Genomic DNA, 16,229 nt, shown 5'->3' with positions numbered 1-16,229 from the left:
CCATCACTTAGAGTGATGGGCGTTTTTTTTGTCTTTAATTTTGGGAGTGCTGTCTTCCAATACCGTTATCAAAAGACTAACTGTGCATTAAATAACTATCAAATAACTATCAAAAATCACGTTACAGCCTGTTTGCCCTTTGTAGGAAACCGTCACTCACTCTTCCACTTGTCCTTGGTTTTTCTTATAGTGGACGGGCTCAATAGTAATTTACTCGTTAGACCATACTATTGATGACATTTAAAACTAATGAAAATTATAAGATACACATAACAAGGATAATAATATGAGCGCTAAAAACTATAATATTCGTACCGCTGGACAAGCAAATATCCCAATCCTAGGGCTAGGTACTTGGCAGTCAACTGGACAAGATTGCGTGGATGTGGTCAAAAAAGCGTTAGAAATGGGGTATGAGCATATCGATACCGCTCAAGCTTATGGCAATGAAAAAGAAGTTGGCGAAGGTATCAGACAGTCAGGCGTGGCTCGCGATAAGTTCTTTTTAACTACCAAGATTTTTCCAGATGATATGAAGTTTGAACCAGAAAAACTGGTCGCAGCAGCGAAACGTTCTTTGGAAGATTTGGGTACAGATTATGTCGATCTATTGCTATTGCACTGGCCTGATGACCGCGTGCCATTATCTGAGACCATTCCTGCGCTGTGTGAACTCCAAAAGCAAGGCGTGACGCGTCATATTGGTGTTTCAAACTTCAATATTGCTAATATTATTGAGGCCAAGAAATATGCTGATGTACCTATCGTCGTGAACCAAGTAGAGTTTCATCCGTTCATTAAGCAAAACACATTGCAGACCTTTTTGAATAATCATCATATTCTACTAGAAGCCTACTCACCATTAGCGCGTGGTGATGTATTTGATAACGAAGTAATTAAAGAGATTGCAGATAAGCACAATGTAACACCAGCACAAATTTCACTAGCGTGGATCTTATCAGACAAGCATCGTGTGGCTATTCCAAAAACGTCTAACCCTGATCACTTGCAAGGCAATCTAGATGCCATCAAAGTTGAGTTGAGTACAGATGAGTTAGAAAAAATCGGTAACTTAGCCAGCTCTGACGGTCGTAAAATTGAGCACCCTGACTATAGCCCAGTATGGGATGACTAACAGGGTTAATAAGTACGATTAACTGATTAGCTAAACGCAGCAAAATAAAAAGCCACCGATAATCGGTGGCTTTTTTATATGGTATGAAAATTCACAATCATTACTGTTGTAGCGTTTCAGTCTCGTGAATCTTTTCAGCAGGATTATACTGTTCAGAAGTAGGTATCGCTCCGCTGCGATTGTTTTCTTTCATAGATTTGGCAACTTCTGGTGGCATATAGTTTTCGTCATGCTTAGCCAGTACTTCACCAGCGACGAAAGTATCGCCCTGCATTTTACCCGTAGCAACGACGCCTGAGTTTTCAGCAAATAAATCTGGCAGAATACCTTGGTAAGTCACGGGCACAGTTGATTGAAAATCAGTAATCGCAAACTCAACATTTAATGGATTGTCTGCTGCACGCTGCACACTACCGGCAACCACCATACCACCAGCACGAATACGTTTGTCCTGAGGCGCTTCGCCTTGGGCAATAGCGGTTGCATCAAAGTAGTAGTCAGTTTGCTGCCCGATGGCATAGATAACCAACATAACTGCTACTGCCGCACCTGCCAGCGTAAACATAACCCACGTCAGTTTTTTCCGACGAACTGCATTCATACCACTACCCCATTAATGAGTCACTGTTTTAGGATCCATAATCAATCTATAAAACAGAAAAGTTTGAAGAAACCACCATTAGAAAAACGTTCTAAAAATGTCTTTCTAATCGTACTCTTCTAATCGCTATATGGTAGCATTTTTCAGACAAATCAATAAGCCTCATCACTGCCTATAAGGTCATATTTTTGTCAGTGTAAGGATACGGATTCTTACGCTAAAACCCTGATATTAAGATGATTTTTATTCAGCTTGTTTGATCACAGGCGTTGAGGTTTTGGTGGTTCGCTGGGCTTGACGCGCTTGCTGAATAGTCAGCTGTTTGATAAGTGACTGTCGTTGTCTGCGGCTATAGATAATAAATGCCAACATCACGCCGATCGTTATCGCCCAGCACGACCATACAAAAACCCCATGCTTACCCATGGCGAAAAACTCAGATACGCTATAAAAGTAAGGCTGCATAGTATTTTCCTAGCCGTTATTTGTGTTGACCACGAATGTATTCTTTAACCCACGCTTTGCCTTGATCACGGTATAAAATCAGCGTGTTGGTACGATAAATCGCTAATGTCCCAACCAGTAAATAGCTGCCAATAATCATCAGCAGCAAAGGCATCCACATATCTGCCGACATCTTCGGTGCGGCAGTCAAACTAAAAGTCGCGCCTTGATGCAAAGTATTCCACCACTCTACTGAATACTTAATAATAGGCAGATTCACTGCGCCCACGATAGATAAAATAGCAGCCGCTTTACCGCGATTGGCCGTATGCTCAAAAGCGGCAAACAGTGCCATCACGCCCGCGTACAAAAACGCCAATATTAGCATTGACGTAAGGCGTGCATCCCATACCCAGTAAGTACCCCATGTTGGTTTCGCCCAGATAGAGCCTGTAAGCAAACTGATGACACACAGTAAAAACCCCATTGGGGCAAGTGCCTGCGCGACCAGACTGGCCGTCTTAATCTTCCATACCAAATAAATTACCCCCAAGACCGCAAGGGAAAAATAGATAGAAATGGCAAGACTGGCCGCTGGAACATGGATAAAGATAATGCGATAGCTATTGCCCTGAAGATAATCAGGCGGCGCAAAAGCAAGGCCCCATACGCTACCAATGAGCAAACAGAGACTGGCTAGTATCGCTAACCACTTGACCCAAGGGCTAAAGATACGAAAAAACTGCTTGGTACCCACAGTGGTCAAGAAACCCTGCCAAATGCGCTGCCACAAGCTAGGGGATGAGACGTTATTCAGGTTGGGCATGGGAAGAAACCTATTACACAGCTTACTGGCGATAAAGAATGCGGTCTATAAAGGCACCACTATCAACTCACCTGCTGGCGTTAAACACTGGATAGAATCTACAAAGAGCTGTTTACGTATTCAATTGACTATTATAGCAAAATTGCCAGTTTTCACCACGATGTTAATACATGTGATGCAGATAACTAAATTTCGATGACTGGATTTAGATGGCTAGGTTTAGATAACTGGGTTTAGCTAATCAAATTTCGACAACTGGACTTTAGGATTGCAACAATCAAATCGTTTAATTAAGCCATGACATTTTTAAAGTTGTAGCAATCACCCAAGGCATAACCAAGACAGAAATAATACTTCCTGCTAGTAATAAGGCTAGAATAGGCAAACCGTTCAGCCCAGAGGCAAATAAATCAACCGCACCCGTAGCAAAAATCAATACTGGCAACTGCATCGGTAAAGCAATCAAAGGCACTAATACTGCCCCATTCTTTAACGATAGCGTCAAGCTACTGGCAATCGCGGATAGCATTAGGAGCATTGGACTACCTGTCACGATAGAAGCCATCAATATCCACGCTTCAAACCAACTGAGCTGAAATAACGGCACGGCAAGCAAGCTAAGCGCTGCCACAATACCACTGCTAAAAATCCAATGAATGACCAGTCTAATAAGAACCCATAGCGGTAGTGACGCTTTGGCCACGACCAATTGCGCAAGCGTACCATTATCAAGCGCAGGCTTGAATAATCCATCAACGCCCATTACCAGTGACAGCAACGCAGCAATCCACACTGCTGATACGCCCAGACGCTGCAATAGCGCAGGCTCACTACCGACCGCTAGTGGAAACAAAGTAATAATTACTAAGAACAGCACTAATGGATACAACCATTGTACCGCTCCTTGCTGCTTGACTTGCCATTCACGTCGCCACAGCTGCAGGAAGCCGATACTGCGAGGCACTGCGACAATAGCATTTGGACTTTTATTCATGGCTGCTACTGATCCTACTTGTATTGGACTGTCTGTCATTATTTGTCCTTGCACATATACTGATGGTACTGATAGCAATCAAACTTATACCATGTAGTCTGACAAATCGAGCACTTGATTGGCGACACCAACTGCTTGATGACTGGTCATTAGTATCGACCCGCCAGCCTGTGCAAAATCGCATAACCGCTCTTCCATACGTGCCACCATATCGACATCTAGCGCCGTGAAAGGCTCATCAAGTAACCAGAGCGGTGTCACGTCAGGAGTTAACAAGTACAATCGTGCCAGCGTGATGCGCCGCGTTTGCCCAGCGGACAGATGACTTGAGCTGATCGTTTCAAACCCTTGTAGCCCAACCCATGTGAGCGCATTATCAATATCAGCAGCGCTTGGAGTAATACCATATAAGTTCAGTAGAAACGTTAGGTTTTGTGCTACTGTCAGATTCGGATGGATGCCCAACTGGTGTGAGACATATAAGGGCTGGATAGGCAGGCACGATTGTCCTTGATAAATAACTCTACCTGACAAAACAGGTAACAATCCAGCCAATTGCATGAGTAACGTAGTCTTTCCCGTCCCATTTGCCCCGATTAGATGGCAAATACTACCCGTAGATAGCTGCAACGCAACTCCTTCGCACAGCGGTATCTCACCGCGCTGAACCGTCAGCTCATCAAGTGCAAGTAAAGGCGTATCCAAAACCGTCATCAAAACCTCTGGTTATTTATCAAGCAGCAATCAATATTCATCACAAACACAGGCAATGTTCGTGGCATAATACCCTATGCTCGCTACAAACACACAGTATAACAAATTGTCGATTACTCTGACTTCAAAAAGTACGACCTCAAAAAAATACGACTTTAAAATATGACTTCAAAACCTATGCCGACTTCACAAGATAGCCAAAAACCTAATACTGCTGCAGAGACTGATAACGCAGACACTAACTTGTCAAAAGAGCTATCAGCCAGCTGTTTGACAGTAGATAGCTTGATTGATGCTCAAGTCAACTTTATACAGCAGTGGTTGCACGAGCAAGCTGAGCCACTAGCGATGGAAGCTTGGCAATGGTTTGGTGCGCAGCCTTTAAGCAAATATATTAGCTGTGATCATTTACAGCAGCTGATGAAAGACTGGCTGTTAAATCAGCCGATGACTGAGGTGATGCGTACCGATATCCGTGATATTTTGCACACTGTTATTTATCATCCAGTCAATGACAACGTGCCTTTGTCTGAGCTGGTCGATGATGCTCAAGTTGAAACGCTGGCCAACTATATCGGTAGCCATGAGCAGCAGCGCAACATATTGATTCATACGCTGGTCGGTAACGAAACCTTTGCCGATTTATTGACCCAAACACTCTATCACGCTATCAACGACTTTATGGAAAGCACGCTCGATAAAGCAGGTGGTGTTGGTAAATTGATGAAGCTTGGGCGCAGCTCTTTTGAAAAGGCGACCAACAGAAACCTCGATGAAAAACTGCAAACCTACCTGCATCGCAATATCAAAGATTTGACGCGCAAAGCCGAAGCCAATGCCCAAGAACACTTATCAAATGAAGAGGTTGCGCGTCTGATGGTCATGGGTTGGGATCGTATCAAAGACCAACCCATTAGTGAGCTACAAACCTATTTAAGCGACGAGCCCGGTAACAGTAGCATTGACCATATCGAAGCCAGTATCCAACAAAGCTACAACCGCCTGCGACTGTCACCGTATCTGCACAGCTTAGTCTCGGCAAGCATCGACACTTGGTATGCCAATCATCAGTCTGACACGATGGCGACCATTGCGGCGAGTTTGCACATTGATGAAGCGGCCATGAAGCAATGTAGCACTACACTACTGCCTATCGTGTACGATGCTCTTGAGACGCCTTGGTTAACGGCCCATATTCGTGAGATGCTAGCAGCGTTTTATGCACAGCCTGCTATTAAAGAAGGTTTGGCGCACGGTCACGATTAACTTATAACCCTTACTTGTCAACATACTATTATGAGTCAACGCAATAAACTCAGCTTGTGGCAAAAAATAAAACGGTTACTGACTGCTTCCGCACCGCAGTCAGTCGTCGATGCTGCAAGCGAGCAAAGGCCTGCATCACTTGCTGACAGCGAGGTTAATAATACAAAAAATATATCAGCTGATATTCCTGATATCTCTCATGAGTTAGAGACGAATCAGGGCAGCGAACAGGATAGCAATCAAGCGCAAGCAAATACATCTCAACTTAAAACCGATAACTTAAAAACCGAGAGCGCAAATGCAGAATCTCAAAACCAAAGTGACACGCCTATCGTCGACTGCTTAAAACAATACTTCAATGACAAGCAGTGGCACTACACGCACTATCGACCCAAAACCAACGACAGCCAAAAATCACATCATTTATCCTTAAGAATGCGTCATAAGCAAATAAACTGTGGCTATCTGTTTCGGGTGCAAGAAAAAAATAAGCTGCTGGCAGTTTATGGCATTCTGCCATTTCTGATACCAGAAAGTCATCAAAGTGCCGCGATGCTACTTATTACCCAAATCAACTATGACATGCTAATCGGCAATCTAGAGATGGATGTCAACGATGGCGAAATACGCTACAAAAACGCTATCGATGTCGAAGCAGTTGGGATCGACAATGAGATCATTGAGCATTTATTGCAAAGTGTGGTTGCGATGACCACGGTCGCCAATGAGCTGTTTGGCAACTTGGTTAATAACCAAGACCCTGCTGAAGACATGCAGACGTTACTGTTAGAGCTACGTCAACAGTCAGACGCGCGGACATTCTTTTTGCCGACTCAGTTTGTTCAATAGTTCAGTTTGTTCGATAATTAAGTTCATTCGATGAACCGGTTTTTCAATCAAGCCATAATCTACGATAGCGGATACTTATCTCTTTATTTTTCTATCCTAAAAACCATCAATACTAAGCTAAAATCTTATGCTAAAAATTGCCTACTCTGACGTCTTTCGATATTCCGTGCCAGAAAAGCACCGCTTCCCCATGCAAAAGTACATTCTGATTCCTGAGCGTCTACTGGCAGAAGGCACTATCAGCCAAGATAACTTCTTTGCCCCTGCTCGCTTGAGCGAAGATGAGATTTTGACCACGCATACCGCAGAGTACTGGTATCAGCTTAAGACTCAAACACTGCCGCGCAAGACTGCTCGTGCGATCGGATTTGAGATGACGCCGCAGTTGGTAGAACGCGGTCGTTATATTGCTCATGCAACGTATGAGTGCGCGCTATATGCTCAGCAATATGGCGTGGCTATGAATGTTGCAGGCGGCACCCATCACTCTTTTGCTGGTCATGGAGAAGGCTTTTGCGTATTTAATGATGTCTGTATCGCTAGCAACTTATTGCTAAATCGCGGACAGGCAAAGAAGATTTTAGTTATCGATTTGGACGTTCATCAAGGCAATGGCAACGCCAGTATCATGGCAGATGAGCCACGCGTTTTTGTCTTTAGCATGCATGGGGCAAAGAACTACCCGTTTCGTAAGCAAGTATCAGACTTAGATATTGAGCTAGACAATGATACCAGCGATGCTGAGTATTTACAGATATTAGAAGATACGCTGCCACGTTTAATCGCTGAAGTTGCGCCAGATATGATTTTTTATCAGTCTGCTGTCGACGTGCTCGCTACCGATAAGCTCGGCAAACTTGGTTTGACACAAGCAGGGTGCAAGGCGCGTGATGAATATGTTCTGCAGCAAGCAAAAGCCGCAAATATCCCTGTCGCTATCGTGATGGGTGGCGGCTACTCAGAAGATATCGAAGATGTGGTCGAGGCGCACTGCAATACCTTTCGTTTGGCGCAGCAGATATTTTTTGAAGAATTGGTCTAATAACATATCGCTGAAAGGTGAAGACGATTCCAGAGTTGGAATGGCTCATATGCTCTAGTTATAACAATGCCGTAATGCCTTGCCAACCAACGCGTATTCCAAGCACGATTAAAATCAATAAAATAAGCTGACGAAAACGCGCTTGCGGTAAATAACGACGCAAACGGATTCCAACCAAAAGAGTCACTATAGACAGCACACTCAAAAAAGTAATCAGCTGCCACTCACCACTACTCAGTGCCATGATAGGCTCACGCAACACGATAATTTGAGCAATCTTTCCTAAGAAATAGCACATGTTACCGACTTTGGCGATGGTGTTTTTATCGTCACTGGCAGACAATAAATACATCATCAGTATGGTCGACATTGCATTGGTCGAGCCGCCAATCACGCCTGCACCAAAACCAACGGCAATTAACATAGGCTTGGTGTTTGGTAGACGGATTTGTTTGCCGAGTAAGCTACTCACAACGTAGAAAGCAATGACCGCGGCCAACAATAAGAGAATATAAGCGCTATCAACCCATAGCAATAGTTTCGCACCTAAAATGCTACCCAATAGGCTAGTAAGCGCAAGCAACCAATAGCGTCTGCCGTAGTAGATAAAGTTTTGCCAAATGGTGCGTTCACCGCCTACTAGCCATGTCATCACATTAACGACTAGCGAGGGGAAAATCACTAACACAATGGCGTGTTGCAATGGGTACATACTAGCAAGCGCAGTGGTCGTTACTAGCGTTGCGCCAAGTCCGCTAATACCATGTAGCAGTGAAGCAAGCGCAAAAATGATCGTCAGCACTAGCATCTGAGTGCTATCGTTACCAGCTATATTCATCATATCGGTCACACCATTTTAGGCTCAGCGTCTGTATCTACACACTATCTACATGCTAGCTATCAGATTTAGCGCCTGTAGCTCTAACTATCTTTACGTTGACCGATTGCTTGACCAATAATGCTAGCCAGTTGCTCAGCAATTTTATCTTTACTGGTCTTCTCAAGTGTTACCGCGTCACGCTCATAGCGCTCAGAGAAAAACACCTGCATCGCATTGTCATCACTAGCAAAACCGATATCTGCACGTGAGACATCATTACAGGCAATCATATCTAAATCTTTTGCGACCAATTTACCACGGGCATAACGCTCAACATCTTGCGTCTCTGCTGCAAAACCAACGACAAATAGCTCTGAATGCGCAAGAGAAATTGTCGCTAGAATATCAGGATTTTTAACCAGACTGAGCGTCATGGCATCTTGTGTCTTTTTAATTTTTTGCGGTGCGGCTTCTTCCGTACGATAATCTGCCACGGCTGCGGTCGCAATAAAGATATCTGCTTTCACAAATTGGTTGTTATCATAAGACTGTAGCAAGTCATGACTGTCATTATGATCATGGTCGCTTACATCGTCATCACCGCAACCACAGTCGCCATGATAGTATTCGTGAGTATGGGAATGACTATGATCGTGCGTATGCTCATGAGAATGGTCATGCTCATCTTCACAGACCAATTGAAGCTCGCTATGCGTGCCATCTACACATTGCTGCGCCGCTATCAGCATATCTTCAGCAGACAGCACATCGATCCGTGTGACATTAAGCGGCGTGGGCAATGCCACTTTACCACCAGCGATTAAGACAACGTCTGCACCAGCAGCCACACAGGCGCGCGCCAATGCAAAGCCCATTTTTCCTGAAGAGTGGTTAGATAAATAACGTACAGGATCAATCGCTTCTACGGTGGGACCTGCGGTAATGACCACTCTTTTGCCTGCCAGCAATTGCGGCGTTGTGTTCATCGCTATGAACAGTAAAACCTCACCCAATAACTGCTCAGGCTCAGGCAATCGCCCTGCTCCGACATCACCGCACGCTTGCTCACCGCTAGCTGGCTGGATAATCTGATAATTCATATCGCGCAAGGTTTGCACATTTAGATTGACCGCTGGATGCGCCCACATCTGCTGATTCATGGCAGGAGCAATAATGACAGGCGCTGTAGTGGCAAGGCACACTGTAGTCAATAGATCATCAGCCATACCCATGGCCAGACGCGCAAGCGTATTGGCTGAAGCAGGTGCAATGACGATTAAGTCGGCCCACTTGGCCAGCTCAATATGCCCCATGCCTGCCTCTGCCTGCTCATCGAGCAACGACACGTGCACCTCGTTACCCGTCAACGCCTGTAGAGTCAGCGGTGTGATAAATGCTTGTGCACCTGTCGTCATGATAACGCGCACATCAAAGCCTGCCTTAACTAACAAGCGGGCAAATATAGCAGATTTATAAGCGGCGATACCGCCAGTAATAGCAAGCACAATATTGGACATAAGCGTGGCATCAACAAAAAAGTGAAAAGATAAAATTGCGCTTATAGTAACAATTATGAGATAAATTGGGTAAGATTTTCCGTATCTATCTCAGATAACAAGTATCAACCCATTTTCAAGGAGTGACCATGGCGATCAAAGACTGGCATGAGGATGACAGGCCACGCGAAAAACTTTTAAAATTTGGTGCAGCTCATTTGTCTGACGCCGAGATACTGGCCATATTTTTGCGTACGGGTACTCAGTCTCAATCAGCGATTGAATTAGCGCGGCATTTGATTGATCAGTTTGGTAGCTTAGCCGAGCTATTAGCCGCCCCTCAAAAGACGGTTCTTGCCTGTCATGGTATGGGCCCTGCAAAGTACGCCCAAATATTAGCCTCACTTGAGATGGGTACGCGCTATCTGGACAGTCAACTCAAAACTGGGCAAGCACTCGGCCGTTCACAAGCAGTCAAAGACTATATTAGTACCCAGTTGCGCGGCGAGCACCGTGAAGTATTTGCGGTACTCTGTCTGGATAATGCCCTCAACCTTTTGAACTTCGAGATACTATTTACTGGTGGCATCTCATCTTGTTCCGTCTGTATCAAGCACGTACTGCGGCATGCACTAAGCCACGCTGCCAGTCAACTTATCATCGCCCACAATCATCCTCATACCGATGCCAAGCCATCGACGGCAGATAACTTACTGACCTATGAGCTAAAAAAAGCCTGTGACCTGTTAGATATCTCGCTTGTCGATCACATCATCGTCGGACGTAACGACACTTTATCTTATGCCGAAAGCTGCCTTGCCCCTTTTAACTAGCTATTTGGCTAGTTTTCGATAATGGCTAGCTACGTGTTTCGACTAGACATATAACTAACCTGTAAACAATTGTGTTTGATACATATCATCGACAGAGCGTAGCATTTTGGCTCTTGATAGTTATCGACAACTGTTTCATATTAGTAGCCATTCTTGTCATTTATTTGTCAATTACTTACTAGACCGTTAATACTAGTACTTAAGAGACGTAAAACCGAGCATTTATGGATTAACAAATCATTCGATTTACTTGTAAGACAGTGAATGGCAAGACGAAAAACAATTATAGTTAGCTCTTTCATTCACGTACTTTTCGCATTTTTTATTCAGCGCTTTAAAGGAGATAGTCATGGCAATTGGCTTGTTTATTTTGGCAGTCATCATTCAGTTAGCCGTGGTCTTGGCCATCTTTTTGTTGTCCTTATCACGGGTCACCGGTAGCATCGTCGCCCTGATTACGGTTATCGTTACCGCAATTATCAGCCCATGGTCGCTCATTTTGGGTATACCAATGGCATTACTGTGCTTGGTCTTACTCATTGCACCGCTTCGCCAATCGTTAATCACTAAACCTGTTTATAAGGCGCTGGGCGGTGCGATGCCGAGTATGAGTGATACGGAGCGTGAAGCACTTGATGCGGGTACTAGTTGGTGGGAAAAAGAGCTGTTTATGGGTGCGCCGAATTGGGATACCTTTGCCAATTATCCTTATCCGCAGCTTTCGGAAGCAGAGCAGAGTTTCATCGATAATGAAGTAGGAACCTTATGTGCCATGCTTGATGAATGGCAAATCCAGCATAAAGATAAAAATCTATCACCTGAGGCATGGCAATTTATCAAAAGTAATGGTTTCTTAGGTTTAATCATTCCAAAAGAATTTGGCGGCTTAGAATTTAGCTCTTATGCGCAAAGTCGTGTAATGAGCAAGATTGCTTCGCGCTCGCCGACTGCCGCTGTAACCTGTATGGTTCCCAACTCGCTCGGCCCTGGTGAGCTATTGATGCATTATGGTACAGACGAGCAAAAGCAGCGCTGGTTACCAGGTCTTGCCAAAGGTGATGAAGTGCCTTGCTTTGGTTTAACTGGGCCCGAAGCAGGCTCTGATGCAGGTGCGATTCCTGATACAGGTGTGGTCTGTTACGGTATGCACGAAGGCGAACAAGTGCTTGGCCTGCGCATGAACTTTTCTAAGCGTTGGATTACCCTAGCACCTGTCGCCACTGTGGTTGGTTTAGCATTTAAAATGCATGATCCAGAAGGTCTGCTTGGCAATCCTGAAAAGACCGATTACGGTATTACTTGTGCCCTCGTTCCAGCTAACCACGAAGGTGTGGTAACAGGGCCACGTCACAATCCAATCGGCTCACCATTTATGAATGGTACAGTCGATGGTAAAGACGTCTTTATCCCACTAGATTATATTATTGGCGGTGTCGAGAATGCTGGTCGCGGCTGGCGTATGCTGATGGAGTGCTTGGGCGTTGGTCGAGGTATCTCTCTACCCGCTCTGTCGACATCAGCCAGTGAAATGACTTACCTATCTGTCGGCGCATTCGCAAAAGTTCGCGAACAGTTCAAGATATCAGTAGGTAAATTTGAAGGTGTACAAGACGCTACTAGCCGTATGGCGAGTAACACTTATATGTTAGAAGCGTTCCGTCACTTAGTCACTTGCGGATTAAACCAAGGTGGCACGCCATCTGTCATGACTGCCATGGCCAAATACTATGCGACTGAAACCATGCGTAGCGTCGTCAACGACGGTATGGATGTAGTCGGTGGTCGTGCTGTACAGATGGGGCCACGGAACTTCTTAGCGACACCTTATCAGGCGATTCCTGTCTCTATCACGGTAGAAGGCGCCAACATTTTGACCCGCTCACTCATGATCTTTGGTCAAGGTGCGATGCGTTGTCATCCTTATTTATTCGACGAGCTTCAGTTACTACAAAGCGAAGACAAAGCGGCTGCCACTGAAAAATTCGATACCCTTTTCTTCAAACATTTAGGCTACACGTTTAACCGTGGCGCCAAAGCCTTTGTCGCAGGTTATATTGGCGGTAGCGATAAGGCGCCGAGTTTCGCTGATAGCTTTACTCGTCCCTATTACAAACACATTAACCGTTTAAGTGCGAGCTTTGCCCTAACTGCTGATATGGCATTAGGACTACTAGCAGGAGACTTAAAGCGTAAAGAGATGCTCTCTGGTCGTTTAGCAGATATCCATAGTCATCTATTTATTGCGACTGCTATTTTGCAATTCTATGAGCATGGTAGTAAATCAGAGTCTGAGCGCTTACATGCTGAAGTTGCGCTACAAAACAGCTTGTACACGATTCAAGAAGCCTTCGTGTCATTCTTTGCTAACTTCCCGAATCGTATGGCAGCCAATGTGGTTAGCTTTGTGACTTTCCCAAGTGGACGTATCTTTACCCCAGCAAGCGATGAGCTAAAACGCCAATTGGGTGATACTTTCATGGATGATTTTGCAGCCAACCCGTTCCGCGATTATCTAAAAACCATGGTTTATTACAATACCGATGCAGACGATGTAACTGGTCGTATGGAACATGCTTATCAGACCTTAATCGAAATCGAACCATTGTGGCAGAAGTTCAAAAAGGCAGAGCATCAAGACAGCTTTGAAGGTCTAACCTTTGAAGACCATGTGGTACACGCCAGTCAAAATGGCGGCATTACCGAAGAAGAAGCAGAAGTGCTGATTCAATATAACGCTATGCGTTTTGATTCATTATTGACCGATACGTTTGATAAGCATCTATCGGAAGCGCTAGAACGTGACAATCCACATGCGCTTGAAAATGCAGTTCACCAACTGACTGATTACGCACAGCTAAAAAGACAAGCTCAGAGTAAAAACGGTATCGCTGTGGATACCGATGCATCTGTCGTCGATGAGCTAGCCATCACTAACGAACCAACTATTAATGATCTAGACAGTCCTGCAAACACAGACAATCATACTGGTGATGCTAATCCTAATCATGGTTATGAAAGTGATGGCGATGTAGAGTTGGTCAGTGAACAAGATACTGTCAAAGAAGTAAATTCGCAGACGGATTTTGAAGAGTCAGAGCCTGAAGTAGAGGCACTCGATCATCGCCATCGTGACGCTGAATCACATCTTAACGAGCGTATGGGCAACAATCATAATCGTCATATTTCACCACCTGACGAGATCAATACTGAAGTAAGTGATAATGATATCAAACCTTTAGAACGCCAATCACTCTTATCACGCGAAGAAGACGATAAGGTTTAATGGTCTATTCTGTTTTTAATATTGCTATTAGAAACTGAGTATTATTAGATTTTATAGTAAAACTTTCACTTTTTATTAGCCAGACTACCTATAAACGATAGTCTGGCTTTTTTTGGTCTATTAGAAATTTCAAGCTTAATTAATCATATTCTTTTCTTTACATCTCGATAATTTAAAATCAATGGTTCAATATCAATAGTTTGACATATTCACTTACCCTAAAAACACTTTCATGAATATTTTGTTTCATATGGGAAACAAACCGTTTAGAATAAATATTGACTATATTATGGGCACATAGTTGTAACGAGGCATGTACATTTAGAATAAAATCAGAAAAAAATCTTGCAGTGCCCTTAGCTATTCTTTTATATTGTCCACGAAAATGTGACATCGAGCGACAATCACGGGAACTTAATAGTCATAACAAGCTTTGTAGTAAGGCTGATAAGTACAATCATGTTGGCTAATGAACACTTACTATAAAGCTGTTATGCACACAAAGGATATGAATTATGTGGAAGAATTTGGGACTGACGGGCAAGATCATTGTTGCCATGGTGCTCGGTATTGGACTGGGCCTATTTCTAAACTACTCAGGATTGAACGGCGAAGGTGGCTTTGTTAATACTTATATCACCAATGGCTTCCTTGCCATTGTTGGTAAACTATTTGTCAACTCGCTAAAAATGTTGGTCGTACCTTTGGTGCTTATCTCACTGATTTGCGGTGTATGCGGTATCGGTGATATTCGCCTACTTGGACGTATTGGTACCAAAACGTTCATTATTTATATGATAACCACTGCACTCGCTATTGCGACTGCGATTGGACTTGGCTCGCTATTCGGTATCGGTAAAGGCATGAATATCGGAACGGAAGCCGAGTTTGAAGCTGCGTCAGCGCCGCCTCTACTTGATGTGTTCTCTAACATTATCCCATCGAACCCCATCAGCGCGATGGCAAATGGCGATATGTTATCGATCATCTTCTTTGCTATTTTAATCGGTGTCAGTATCTTGATGGTAGGCAAACCTGCCAAAGGCTTAGTGCAGAGCCTAGAGCTGATCAACGAAGTTATCTTAAAGATGGTCACGATCATCATGAACCTTGCACCATATGGTGTATTTGCTCTATTAACCAAAGCAATGGCAGAGCTCGGTTTAGACTTGATTTGGTCACTACTAGGTTATGTTGCGGTATTGGTCGGTTCATTGGCCTTCCATTTCTTTATCACTATGATGATTGTACTTAAAGTGTCTTCAGGCCTGTCTATCAAGACGTTCTTGGCAAAAATGCGTGAAGTACAGATCTTTGCTTTTAGTACTTCTAGCTCAAACGCGACGATTCCTATTACCTTGCGTACGGTTACCAAGCGTATGGGTGTAAACAACTCAGTTGCGTCGTTCACTGTTCCTTTTGGTGCTACCATCAATATGGATGGTACGGCTATCATGCAGGGTACTGCGACCATCTTTATTGCCAACATTTACGGCATTGATTTGGGCGTGACTGAATACTTAACCGTCATCTTGATGTCAGTACTGGCGTCTGTTGGTACGGCTGGCGTACCTGGTGTTGGTCTAATCATGCTGTCTATGGTATTTGCTCAAGTGGGTCTGCCAATCGAAGGTATTGGTCTAATCTTGGGTGTGGATCGTATCCTTGATATGCTACGTACTGCTGTAAACGTCGGTGGTGATGCTGCTGTTACTACTATCGTGGCAAAATCAGAAGGCAAAATGGATCTGGCTATTTACAACGATCCTAATGCTGGTGCAAAAGACGTATTTGATGGTCATATCGATGAAGACAACGAGCGTGAGTTCTCTGAAGTCTTTAGTGATGGCATCATGGGTAGTGAATACGATGATGTTGATCGTCGCCGCTAACCCACGCCTGCTAGATAGAAGTGCATAAAATAAA

General features: G+C 44.2%; 14 protein-coding genes. 7 read left to right on the top strand and 7 right to left on the bottom strand.

From position 1 onward, the window contains the following. Positions 1–286 precede the first annotated feature (286 nt). Complete coding sequence (locus I3254_RS10395) at positions 287–1,135, top strand: aldo/keto reductase (protein ID WP_238052805.1); 849 nt, start codon at positions 287–289, stop codon at positions 1,133–1,135. 100 nt (positions 1,136–1,235) lie between these two features. Here the strand turns inward: I3254_RS10395 and ccmE are convergent, their stop codons facing one another. From ccmE to ccmA, 5 genes are all read right to left on the bottom strand, one after another. After that, a complete protein-coding gene (gene ccmE / locus I3254_RS10390; protein ID WP_102091822.1) occupies positions 1,236–1,736 on the bottom strand; it encodes a cytochrome c maturation protein CcmE in 501 nt (166 codons plus the stop codon). Between the two features lie 243 nt (positions 1,737–1,979). After that, positions 1,980–2,201, bottom strand: a complete 222-nt coding sequence (gene ccmD / locus I3254_RS10385) for a heme exporter protein CcmD (RefSeq protein ID WP_238052804.1) — start codon at positions 2,199–2,201, stop codon at positions 1,980–1,982. Positions 2,202–2,217: 16 nt separating this feature from the next. After that, a complete protein-coding gene (gene ccmC / locus I3254_RS10380; protein WP_238052803.1) occupies positions 2,218–3,006 on the bottom strand; it encodes a heme ABC transporter permease CcmC in 789 nt (262 codons plus the stop codon). A 286-nt stretch (positions 3,007–3,292) separates the two neighbouring features. Then, positions 3,293–4,000 (bottom strand): heme exporter protein CcmB, encoded by a 708-nt coding sequence (locus tag I3254_RS10375; protein WP_238052864.1) that lies wholly within the window; start codon positions 3,998–4,000, stop codon positions 3,293–3,295. An 84-nt stretch (positions 4,001–4,084) separates the two neighbouring features. Then, the gene (gene ccmA, locus I3254_RS10370) at positions 4,085–4,714 is read right to left on the bottom strand and encodes a heme ABC exporter ATP-binding protein CcmA (RefSeq protein ID WP_238052802.1); all 630 of its coding nucleotides are present in this window, start codon (positions 4,712–4,714) and stop codon (positions 4,085–4,087) included. Positions 4,715–4,876: 162 nt separating this feature from the next. Here ccmA and I3254_RS10365 point away from each other — a divergent pair, with 162 nt between their 5' ends. The 3 genes from I3254_RS10365 to I3254_RS10355 all read left to right on the top strand — a co-directional run bounded on the left by I3254_RS10365 (position 4,877) and on the right by I3254_RS10355 (position 7,871). Then, complete coding sequence (locus I3254_RS10365) at positions 4,877–5,980, top strand: hypothetical protein (RefSeq protein WP_238052801.1); 1,104 nt, start codon at positions 4,877–4,879, stop codon at positions 5,978–5,980. 30 nt (positions 5,981–6,010) lie between these two features. Beyond that, positions 6,011–6,829 carry a YbjN domain-containing protein gene (locus I3254_RS10360; RefSeq protein ID WP_238052800.1) on the top strand — a complete coding sequence of 273 codons (819 nt, stop codon included), beginning with the start codon at positions 6,011–6,013 and terminating at the stop codon, positions 6,827–6,829. Between the two features lie 127 nt (positions 6,830–6,956). Beyond that, entirely contained in the window at positions 6,957–7,871 is a 915-nt protein-coding gene (locus I3254_RS10355) for a histone deacetylase (protein ID WP_238052799.1), read from the top strand. A gap of 58 nt (positions 7,872–7,929) precedes the next feature. Here I3254_RS10355 and I3254_RS10350 read toward each other — a convergent pair whose 3' ends face one another. After that, a complete protein-coding gene (locus tag I3254_RS10350; RefSeq protein ID WP_101206033.1) occupies positions 7,930–8,712 on the bottom strand; it encodes a sulfite exporter TauE/SafE family protein in 783 nt (260 codons plus the stop codon). Positions 8,713–8,792: 80 nt separating this feature from the next. Then, the gene (gene coaBC, locus I3254_RS10345) at positions 8,793–10,208 is read right to left on the bottom strand and encodes a bifunctional phosphopantothenoylcysteine decarboxylase/phosphopantothenate--cysteine ligase CoaBC (RefSeq protein ID WP_238052798.1); all 1,416 of its coding nucleotides are present in this window, start codon (positions 10,206–10,208) and stop codon (positions 8,793–8,795) included. Positions 10,209–10,336: 128 nt separating this feature from the next. On the opposite strand from coaBC, the gene radC reads away from it, so the two are divergent. The 3 genes from radC (at position 10,337) to I3254_RS10330 (ending at position 16,195) form a co-directional block, all read left to right on the top strand. Beyond that, complete coding sequence (radC, locus tag I3254_RS10340; protein WP_238052797.1) at positions 10,337–11,020, top strand: DNA repair protein RadC; 684 nt, start codon at positions 10,337–10,339, stop codon at positions 11,018–11,020. A 349-nt stretch (positions 11,021–11,369) separates the two neighbouring features. After that, entirely contained in the window at positions 11,370–14,303 is a 2,934-nt protein-coding gene (locus I3254_RS10335) for an acyl-CoA dehydrogenase (protein ID WP_238052796.1), read from the top strand. 515 nt (positions 14,304–14,818) lie between these two features. Next, positions 14,819–16,195, top strand: a complete 1,377-nt coding sequence (locus I3254_RS10330; RefSeq protein ID WP_101206037.1) for a dicarboxylate/amino acid:cation symporter — start codon at positions 14,819–14,821, stop codon at positions 16,193–16,195. The last annotated feature ends 34 nt before the right edge of the window (positions 16,196–16,229 follow it).

This window comes from Psychrobacter sp. Ps2 (assembly GCF_022129405.1).
GTDB lineage: Bacteria > Pseudomonadota > Gammaproteobacteria > Pseudomonadales > Moraxellaceae > Psychrobacter.
Note: the sequence above shows the minus strand (reverse complement) of the source record. Positions and strands in the feature narration are given on the sequence as shown.

What these genes read in the sequence shown, in the direction of transcription:
- I3254_RS10395 (WP_238052805.1), top strand. Translation starts at nt 287, where the DNA reads ATGAGCGCTAAAAACTATAATATTCGTACCGCTGGACAAGCAAATATC.
- ccmE (WP_102091822.1), bottom strand. Translation starts at nt 1,736, where the DNA reads ATGAATGCAGTTCGTCGGAAAAAACTGACGTGGGTTATGTTTACGCTG.
- ccmD (WP_238052804.1), bottom strand. Translation starts at nt 2,201, where the DNA reads ATGCAGCCTTACTTTTATAGCGTATCTGAGTTTTTCGCCATGGGTAAG.
- ccmC (WP_238052803.1), bottom strand. Translation starts at nt 3,006, where the DNA reads ATGCCCAACCTGAATAACGTCTCATCCCCTAGCTTGTGGCAGCGCATT.
- I3254_RS10375 (WP_238052864.1), bottom strand. Translation starts at nt 4,000, where the DNA reads ATGAATAAAAGTCCAAATGCTATTGTCGCAGTGCCTCGCAGTATCGGC.
- ccmA (WP_238052802.1), bottom strand. Translation starts at nt 4,714, where the DNA reads ATGACGGTTTTGGATACGCCTTTACTTGCACTTGATGAGCTGACGGTT.
- I3254_RS10365 (WP_238052801.1), top strand. Translation starts at nt 4,877, where the DNA reads ATGACTTCAAAACCTATGCCGACTTCACAAGATAGCCAAAAACCTAAT.
- I3254_RS10360 (WP_238052800.1), top strand. Translation starts at nt 6,011, where the DNA reads ATGAGTCAACGCAATAAACTCAGCTTGTGGCAAAAAATAAAACGGTTA.
- I3254_RS10355 (WP_238052799.1), top strand. Translation starts at nt 6,957, where the DNA reads ATGCTAAAAATTGCCTACTCTGACGTCTTTCGATATTCCGTGCCAGAA.
- I3254_RS10350 (WP_101206033.1), bottom strand. Translation starts at nt 8,712, where the DNA reads ATGATGAATATAGCTGGTAACGATAGCACTCAGATGCTAGTGCTGACG.
- coaBC (WP_238052798.1), bottom strand. Translation starts at nt 10,208, where the DNA reads ATGTCCAATATTGTGCTTGCTATTACTGGCGGTATCGCCGCTTATAAA.
- radC (WP_238052797.1), top strand. Translation starts at nt 10,337, where the DNA reads ATGGCGATCAAAGACTGGCATGAGGATGACAGGCCACGCGAAAAACTT.
- I3254_RS10335 (WP_238052796.1), top strand. Translation starts at nt 11,370, where the DNA reads ATGGCAATTGGCTTGTTTATTTTGGCAGTCATCATTCAGTTAGCCGTG.
- I3254_RS10330 (WP_101206037.1), top strand. Translation starts at nt 14,819, where the DNA reads ATGTGGAAGAATTTGGGACTGACGGGCAAGATCATTGTTGCCATGGTG.